Origin of the sequence: Methylobacterium trifolii, assembly GCF_022179685.1 — a bacterium.
Taxonomy (GTDB): Bacteria; Pseudomonadota; Alphaproteobacteria; order Rhizobiales; family Beijerinckiaceae; genus Methylobacterium; species Methylobacterium trifolii.
In genome coordinates this window covers 1-7,721 of record NZ_BPRB01000340.1, presented here as the reverse complement: position 1 = coordinate 7,721, position 7,721 = coordinate 1, and the positions used below count along the sequence as shown (strand labels likewise).

The following is a 7,721-nucleotide window of genomic DNA, read 5'->3' as shown; positions in this document are numbered from 1 at the left end:
CGTGGATGCGGGCTTCACCATCCAGCGGGCCTCCCTGCCGCGGCCCGGCCCGGTGGCTTACTGGCTGGACCTGCGCGCGGTCGCCGTCGAGGAGACCCGCCAGGGGGACGGCAACCGCATCCGCCTGCGCCTGACCTACCAGAGCTTCTACGCCGCCCTCGACGCCCGCACCCTGGAGATGCCGGGGGCCTCGCTCGCCAGGGTCACGGCAAAGCCCGGCATCTCCAGGGTGCGGGCGTCGAGGGCGGCGTAGAAGCTCTGGTAGGTCAGGCGCAGGCGGATGCGGTTGCCGTCCCCCTGGCGGGTCTCCTCGACGGCGACCGCGCGCAGGTCCAGCCAGTAAGCCACCGGGCCGGGCCGCGGCAGGGAGGCCCGCTGGATGGTGAAGCCCGCATCCACGACGATGTCGGCCTGCGCCTGGACGAGGTCGCCCAGGAAGTAGCCGAAGGCGCGCGGGCTGCGCACCTCGACGGAGCGGACCTGGGCCTGGGCCGCGCCTGCGAGCAGCAGCGACAGGATCGTGGCGAGGCGGGCGCGCATCGTTCAGGTCGCCATCAGGTGGCGGCTCAGCGCCTCGGGATCGAAGCGGTCGGCGAGGCGGAACGGCGGCCGGGCGAAGGCCGTGGCGATGCGGCGGAGGTCCTCGATCCGGGCCTGCTCGCGGGCGATCCAGCGGCGGCGCAGCGACGGGCGCAGGAACACGAGCCGGCGGCCGGCCCCTTCGAGGTCGTCGAGCTCGACCAGCCCCCAGGCGGGCAGGCCCAGATCCTCGACGCTGTCGCAGAGCAGGATCGGCACCACGTCGTGCAGCGCCAGCGCCGCGAAGGTCCGCTCGATCAGGGCCCGGGGCCAGCGGAAGTCGGAGACCAGGAAGACGAGCTTGGGCCGGCCCATGAGCAGGCGGGCGGCCTCGATCAGGCCTTCCGCACCGGCGCCCGAGCAGGGGGCCCGCGCGATCCGGGCGGCGATGTCGGCGGCCGGCCCGCGCCGCCGGGTGGCGGGCAGGAACAAATCCTGGCGGATGGCGTCGTCGCAGCCGATCAGGCCGAAGGCGTCGCCGATCCGGGTCGCGGACCGGGCGAGCCCCGCGCAGAACTGGCCGGCGAGCGCCATGCGGTCGGCCGCCCCCCGGAAGCGCATCGAGGCGGAGAGGTCGACCAGCGCCCAGACCTCGACGGCCGTGCGCGTCTCGAAGCGGCGGACGTGGATGCCCTCGAAGGGATCGCGCAGGGAGGCCCGCACGTCGATGCGCCGGGCATCCGGCAGGCGCAGGAACGGCACCTGGTCGCGGAACGTGCCCAATCCCCCGGCGTCGCGCCCGCGATGGGCGCCGGCCCGGCCGCCGCCGGGGCGCCAGCGGGGCCGGTAGACGATCTCGGCAGTGTCCGCCTCGCCCGTCACGGTGCCGGCACCGTCTCGAACACCGCCCGGCACAGGTCCGGCACGATGGTGGCGCGGCGCATCTCGTAGACCGGCTCCAGGAAGACGCGGTGGGCCATCACCTCGGGGAAGATCGCGCGGACGTCCTCGGGCACGAGCCAGTCGCGGCCCTCCAGCCAGGCGCGCACCCGGGCGGCCCGCACCAGGAAGGCGACGCCGCGGGGCGAGGCGCCTCCCTGCACCAGGGCCGCCATGTCGATGCCCGGCAGCCGGATGCCGGCTTCGCCCGGCCGCACCAGCGCCTCCCACAGGGCGAGCACGTAGGATTCGATCTCGGGGCTGGCCTGGATCGCGTGCTGGATCGCGGCGGCGATGCCACCGATGCCGGCGTGGTCGAGGACACCCTCGGCCACTTCGCCGACCAGCCGGTCGGTGTCGTGGAAGCGCGGATCGAAGACGAGCGAGCGCCGGGCCTGCGCATCGCGCGGGGCCTCCATGCCGATCTCCATCAGGAAGCGATCGCGGGCCGCGGCCGGCAGCTCGAAGGTCTCCTCGCGCTCGACGCGGTTGCGGTCGGCGAAGACCTGGAGGTTCGGGAACCGGTACTCGCGGTTGAAGGCGGTGACGCTGCGCTCGGCCATCAGGCGCAGCAGCAGGGCGTGCACCTGCGGGCGCGCCCGGTTGATCTCGTTGAAGAAGAACACCGAGAGGTCCTCGGCCCGCGCCAGCACCGGCCCCGGCTCGATGCGGGGGCGGCCGTCCTCGGCCAGGTAGGTGTGGTAGATCAGGTCGGTCGGCATCATGTCGACCGTGCCCTCGACGCGCTCGTAGGCGCCCCCGAGCGCCCGGGCCACCGCCCGCAGCAGGGTGGTCTTGCCGACGCCGACGTCGCCCTCCAGCATCACGTGGCCGCGGGCGAAGATCGCGATGGTGACGAGGCGGATCGCCCGGTCCTGGCCGAGCACGGCCTTGGCGATCTCGGCCTCGAAGCGGCCGGCCGCCGCGCGCCAGTCGGTGAGCATGGAGGCGCCGTGGCGGAGGGTGTTCATCCGGTTGAGCTTTCGAGCCGGGGGCGCGGGCAGGGCGGGGCCGGCGCGTCGGTGCGCCGGCCCCGCCCGCGACCCATGGCGATCGGTTCGCGGGCGATCAGTTCGAAGAGATCTTGGCCACGTCGTATTCGAACTTGCCGGTCTTCTTGAAGGCGTCGACGCGCTTCTTGTTGCGCTCCTCCATCTGCTTGATGGATTCGGATTGCTTGCTCAGCTCCTTCGGGTCGTGCTTGGGATCGTATTTCGATCCGGCGACCTTGTCGGGGAAGCCGGGCTTGGGCTCCCAGCAATTGCCCGCCGCCTTGCACTTGGTGCCGTCGTAGGCGGCCGCCGGCAGGGCGATCAGGGCACCGGCCACGACAGCGGCCGCAACGATGAGTGTCCGCATTGGTTTCCTCCATCCTCTCGTAACGCGGGCGGTTCGGGCCGCCCCTTGACCGCGCCCGCGGGCGCGACACGCTTTCCCTCGGGCGGCCGTCAGTTCTCCAGTGGCTTGCACTGGCCCTTGGCGTCCGCGGGAATGACTTCGCCCTGCTTGTAGGGCGTGTAAGCCTTCTTCTGCTCGTCGCTGAGCCAGATCGCGTCCTTGGCAGGACCCGTATAGAGGTGCCTGATCCAGGCGATGATCTGCAGCATCTCGTCCGGGTTCAGGTTGTCGTTGTGCGGACCCATCATGCCGTTGGCGCCGCCGAACATGGTGGCGAACAGGCCGGTGTCCTCGGTGTTGGCGGGATAGGTCCAGTAGTTGTCGTTGAGGCCGGGCCCGAGCTTGCCCTCGGCGAGATGCCCGTGGCAGCCCGAGCAGGAGGTGGCGAACAGGCTCTCGCCGTTGCGCAGGCAGGCCTTGTCGTCGATGTAGAGGTTCCGGCCCGTCTCGAAGAACGCCTTCACCGCCGGCGTGTCGCGCCCACCCTCCTTGCCCTGCGCGGTGTCCAATTGCTCGCCGGTGACGGTGTTGCGGAAGACGATGCCCGTCTGCGGACCGCCCTGCGGCTGGGCGAATGCCACCGTCGTGGTCGAGGCCAGCGCCAGCCCGAGGAGGGAGGCCAGCCGTTTCTTGATTGTCGTCCGGATCATCGATTCACTCTTGTACGTGTGCGCTTGGCGTCACGGTCAGTTGGAGGCGGCCTGCACCGGCACGCCTTCCTGCTTCAGGATCGCCTCGATCCGGGGCTTGGCCTTGACCAGGCCCGCATCGATCTCGCTCTTCAGGGCCGTGTCGTCCCGGCGCACGCCCATCGACTGGTCGAAGCTCTGGGGTATCTTCTGGCCGTCGCTGCGCACCGTGTCGTCGGGCACCGGGGTCATGCGCAGGGGCGTGGCGGACTCGCGCACGTAGCGGGCGACGTCGGGGGCGAAGGCCACGGCCACGTCGGCCTTGTTGGCGGCGACCTCACTCACCATCCGGGCCGGGTCGATCTGGGTGTACTGGTTGCGCGGCGCGCGGAAGTTCACCAGCGAGTAGAGGTAGGCCATGTCCTCCTCGTAGCGGCCGATGTCCTTGAGCATCGCCTCGCCCGGCGAGCCGAACGAGACCACCATGTGGTCCACGCTCTTGAGGCGCGGGTCGGCCCAGGACTTCACGTCGAGGTCCCTGTCGGCGCGGGTGATGAAGACGTAGCCGCTGCGGTAATAGGGCCGGCTCGCCAGCACCCGCGGGTCGTCGCTGTCGAGGCCGACGACCACGTCGCAGAGCCGCTTCTCCAGCCCGTCGCGGACGAGGTAGATCGCGGGCTTGCCGACCCAGACGAACTGGGCCTTGCGCCCCATCGCCTCCGCCACGGCCGACGCGATGCGGTTCTCCAGGCCCGAGCCGTCCTTCATCGAGAGCGGGGCCTGCTCGGCGGCGCAGACGCGCAGCACGCCGGGGTCGGCGGCGACAGGCTTCGTCTCCTGGGCCTTCGCCTCCCGGGCCTTGGGCTCCTGGGCCGAGGCGGGGGGCGCCCACAGGCCGGCGAGCGCGGTCAGGGCCGCGGCCGAGGCGCGTGCGCGGCGGTGTCCGTTCACGAGGGACATGGATCTCGGTTTCCTCTTGGAGTCTCTTTGGTGGCGCGGGGCCGGGCATGGCGTGCCCGTCGGTGTGCGTGGCCGTCTCGCGCGGGGATCGTCACGGGTGGTCCCGCCGGCACGGGCCGGCGGGACCACCTCTGGTCGGGAGAGCCTTACTTGGAGGCCTGCTTGTCGTACTCGCCGACGTTCGGGTCGTCGTAGGGGCCCTTGCCGTTGAGCGAGAACACCACCACGCCGCCGCCCATCTGGGTGTAGTTGGCGAGCTTCTTGAAGGCGCCGACCGCGCCGAGGCCGGCGGTCGGGTCCTGGAGGTCGAACACCAGGCCCACGCCCGGCCAGCCGCCGACGCCGTAGTAGATGGCGACGTACTGCGTGCCCTTGTGGGTGTAGGTGATCGGGTAGCCGATGGCGCCCGACGGCAGCTTGAACTTCCAGAGCAGGTCGCCGTTGTCGGAGTCGCGCGCCTTGATGTAGCCGTCCAGCGTCCCGTACAGCACGAGGTCGCCGGCGGTGGCCGTCGTCCCGCCCCAGACGGCGAAGCGCTCCATCTTCTCCCAGTTGAACTTGCCGGTGATGGCGTTGTAGCTCTTGATCTGGCCCAGACCCTCGTAGTTCTGGCGGTCGCCCTTCGGGCCCGGATACATGTTCAGGGTCGCGCCGACGAAGAACTGACCTGCGCGGTAGGGCAGCATGAAGGGCTCCCAGTCCATGCAGATGTGGTTGATGCCCATGAAGAAGGCTTCACGCTTCGGGTCGTAGGAATCGTGGCCCTGGTTGTGGTAGCCCATCGCCGAGGGGCAGACGTCCTTGGCCAGATGATCCATCCGGGTGCCGTATTCGGGGTCGCGCACCGGCTGGCCCGTCTTCAGGTCGACCGACTTGAACACGTTGACGGTGTCGTCGATCTTGTTGGCCGAGACCAGCGAGCCGTCCGTCCGGTCCAGGGTGTAGACGATGCCGTTGCGGTCCGGGTGGGTGAGGAGCTTGCGGTCCTTGCCGTCCTTGTCCTTCTGGTTCGACAGCATCATCACGTTGACGCCGGCATAGTCCCACTCGTCGTGCGGCGTCTTCTGGTAGCCGAACTTGGCCTCGCCCGTGTCGGCGTCGCGGCCGAAGATCGTCATGGTCCACTTGTTGTCGCCCGGACGCATGGTCTCGTTCCACGGCGCCGGGTTGCCGGTGCCGAAGTAGATCAGGTTGGTGCCCGGATCGTAGGCGTACCAGCCCCAGTTGGTGCCGCCGCCGATCTTCCAGGCGTCGCCCTCCCAGGTGGAGGTGCCCAGGCCCTTCTGGCCGTAATGGGCGTTCTTGACGTTGAAGTCGGCGCCCAGCAGCAGGTCCTTGTCCGGGCCGGTGGCGTAGGCGCGCCAGATCTGCTCGCCGGTCTTCACGTCGTAGGCCGTGAGGTAGCCGCGCACGCCGAGTTCGGCGCCGGAGGAGCCAATGATGACCTTGTCCTTGACCACGTAGGGGGCGATCGTCAGCGTCGAGCCGACCTTGATGTCGGAGTTCTCGACCTTCCACACCGTCTCGCCGGTCTCGGCGTTCAGCGCCGCGACGTGGCCGTCGAGCTGCGTCTTCAGGATCAGGGACGGGGTCTTGCCGTCGCCGGGCCAGTAGGCGAGGCCGCGGTTGACGAGGTCGCAGCAGGCCACCGCGCGGGCGGCCGGGTTCTGCTTCGGCTTGTCCTGCCACAGGATCGTGCCCGGATCGTCCAGGCTCACCGCGAACGTGTTGTTGGGGAACGAGGTGTGGATGTACATCTTGCCGTCGACGACCAGCGGCGCGCCCTCGTGCCCGTTCAGCAGGCCGGTGGAGAACGTCCAGGACGCCTTGAGGTCCTTCACGTTGCTCTTGTTGATCTGCTTGAGCTCGCTGTAATTGTTCGAATCGTAGTTCTTGCCGGGCATCACCCAGTTTTCGTCTTTCTGCGACAGGTCGACGAGCTTGTCGGCGGCCGCCGCCATGTTCGCCAGGCCGATCGGGGCGAGCGCCGCGATCGCCAGCATCGAGACCGAATTCAAGTACCTGCTCATCCTGCGTCTCCTAGCCTGACCGCCACGCCTTTCGGCCTCACGGCACTGCTCAGCTATTCCCTCGGTGGGCCTAGGAGCGAACTTTAATCCATCCTCAGTGAGACGATGATCATCTAAGTAAAAACTTAGAATTCGTCAGTCTTATGAGAGACTTATTAGTGCTCCTTCGCCTGACATTTCTAGGCATCAGTTAGCGGAGAAGTCTTTAGCCGATCTGACATTTCTAGGCAGGATGATTCGGCAACTTGCTTTGGACGATTGAGAACGGGGCCGATGCCCTTGACCGGCGGGTGCGTGCCGACGCAGGAATGGGCAGGAACGCCCGGCATCACGCGACCGGGCCGAGACCGGGGGATACCGCCCATGATCGAGCGGCGCGGCCGGCAGCGCGTCTCCCGCCCGACACGGCTGCGGGCGCTCGCCATGGCGGCAACGATCCTCGCCATCGCCTCGGACGGGCTGGCGCGCGACGTGGCGCGGACCGCCGCGCTCTATCCGCGGGACGGCCGCCGCGACCTCACGGGCGCCGACCTCGACCGCTACCGCGGCGCCGGCGTGCTGTGGTGCCGCAGGCCGGACGGTATTCCGCAGAAGGCCGCCGCGGCCTGGCTGGTGGCCGACCCGTCCCTCGTCGTCCTCAACGCCCACAACTTTCGCAACCGGCAACTGGAGGTCACGCGCCTGGTCGCCGACTGCTACTTCCAGATCGGCGGCCGCAACTACGACTTCCTGCCCGACAGCCTGCGGCTCGGCACGGCGCCCGATGCCCGGCGGCTGCACATTACCGACGACTGGGCGATCCTGCGCCTGGCCCAGCCTGCCGAGGCCGGCCCGCAGCCGCTGCCGGAGGCACCGTCCCTGGCGACGGGCGACATGGCGCTGCCGGTGGTGATGGTCTCGCCGGGCGGCCACGAGAACTACCGGGGCCCGAGCAGCCTGGAGCGCTGCACGATCCACCGGATCGACCCGCCGAGCGAGGATGCCATCCGCCGCGTCCGGCACGATTGCAACGACGGCTATGGCGGCTCGGGCTCGGGCCTCTTCGACGAGGCCGGCCGGCTGATCGCCCTGCAGAGCGCCTCCCTCTCGATGAACGCGCGCCACGCCTTCGACATCGAGTTCCACTACGGCTCGGCGCTGCTGATCGAGGGCGAGTTGCTGGAGGCCCTGCGGGCGTCCGTCGCGCAGGTGCGGTCGCCGCCGCGGTAGGGGATCGGGCCGCCTCCCCCCCCTCCCCCTTCTGCGG

General features: G+C 69.7%; 7 protein-coding genes and 2 pseudogenes. 2 read left to right on the top strand and 7 right to left on the bottom strand.

Annotation, left to right across the window (positions count from 1 at the left end; genetic code table 11):
- Positions 1-253 (top strand): annotated as a pseudogene (locus tag COGEMETH_RS23910) (nonribosomal peptide synthetase MxaA); the annotation flags it as partial.
- Here the strand turns inward: COGEMETH_RS23910 and COGEMETH_RS23905 are convergent.
- From COGEMETH_RS23905 to COGEMETH_RS23875, 7 genes and pseudogenes are all read right to left on the bottom strand, one after another.
- Positions 193-540, bottom strand: a pseudogene (locus COGEMETH_RS23905) (nonribosomal peptide synthetase MxaA); the annotation flags it as partial. The pseudogenes COGEMETH_RS23910 and COGEMETH_RS23905 sit on opposite strands and share 61 nt — an antisense overlap.
- Positions 541-543: 3 nt before the next feature.
- Complete coding sequence (locus tag COGEMETH_RS23900) at positions 544-1,401, bottom strand: DUF58 domain-containing protein (RefSeq protein WP_238185175.1); 858 nt, start codon at positions 1,399-1,401, stop codon at positions 544-546.
- On the bottom strand, positions 1,398-2,429 hold the full coding sequence (locus COGEMETH_RS23895) for an AAA family ATPase (RefSeq protein WP_238185174.1): 1,032 nt from the start codon (positions 2,427-2,429) through the stop codon (positions 1,398-1,400). The genes COGEMETH_RS23900 and COGEMETH_RS23895 overlap by 4 nt, the downstream gene beginning before the upstream one ends.
- Positions 2,430-2,526: 97 nt before the next feature.
- Positions 2,527-2,817 carry a methanol dehydrogenase [cytochrome c] subunit gene (locus COGEMETH_RS23890; protein ID WP_238185173.1) on the bottom strand — a complete coding sequence of 97 codons (291 nt, stop codon included), beginning with the start codon at positions 2,815-2,817 and terminating at the stop codon, positions 2,527-2,529.
- A gap of 89 nt (positions 2,818-2,906) precedes the next feature.
- Positions 2,907-3,506, bottom strand: coding sequence for a cytochrome c(L), periplasmic (gene moxG, locus COGEMETH_RS23885; RefSeq protein ID WP_238185172.1), 600 nt, complete (start codon positions 3,504-3,506; stop codon positions 2,907-2,909).
- 36 nt (positions 3,507-3,542) lie between these two features.
- Positions 3,543-4,445, bottom strand: a complete 903-nt coding sequence (gene moxJ, locus COGEMETH_RS23880) for a methanol oxidation system protein MoxJ (RefSeq protein WP_238185171.1) — start codon at positions 4,443-4,445, stop codon at positions 3,543-3,545.
- A gap of 146 nt (positions 4,446-4,591) precedes the next feature.
- Positions 4,592-6,475, bottom strand: a complete 1,884-nt coding sequence (locus tag COGEMETH_RS23875; protein ID WP_238185170.1) for a methanol/ethanol family PQQ-dependent dehydrogenase — start codon at positions 6,473-6,475, stop codon at positions 4,592-4,594.
- A 423-nt stretch (positions 6,476-6,898) separates the two neighbouring features.
- On the opposite strand from COGEMETH_RS23875, the gene COGEMETH_RS23870 reads away from it, so the two are divergent.
- A complete protein-coding gene (locus COGEMETH_RS23870; protein ID WP_238185176.1) occupies positions 6,899-7,684 on the top strand; it encodes a S1 family peptidase in 786 nt (261 codons plus the stop codon).
- The last annotated feature ends 37 nt before the right edge of the window (positions 7,685-7,721 follow it).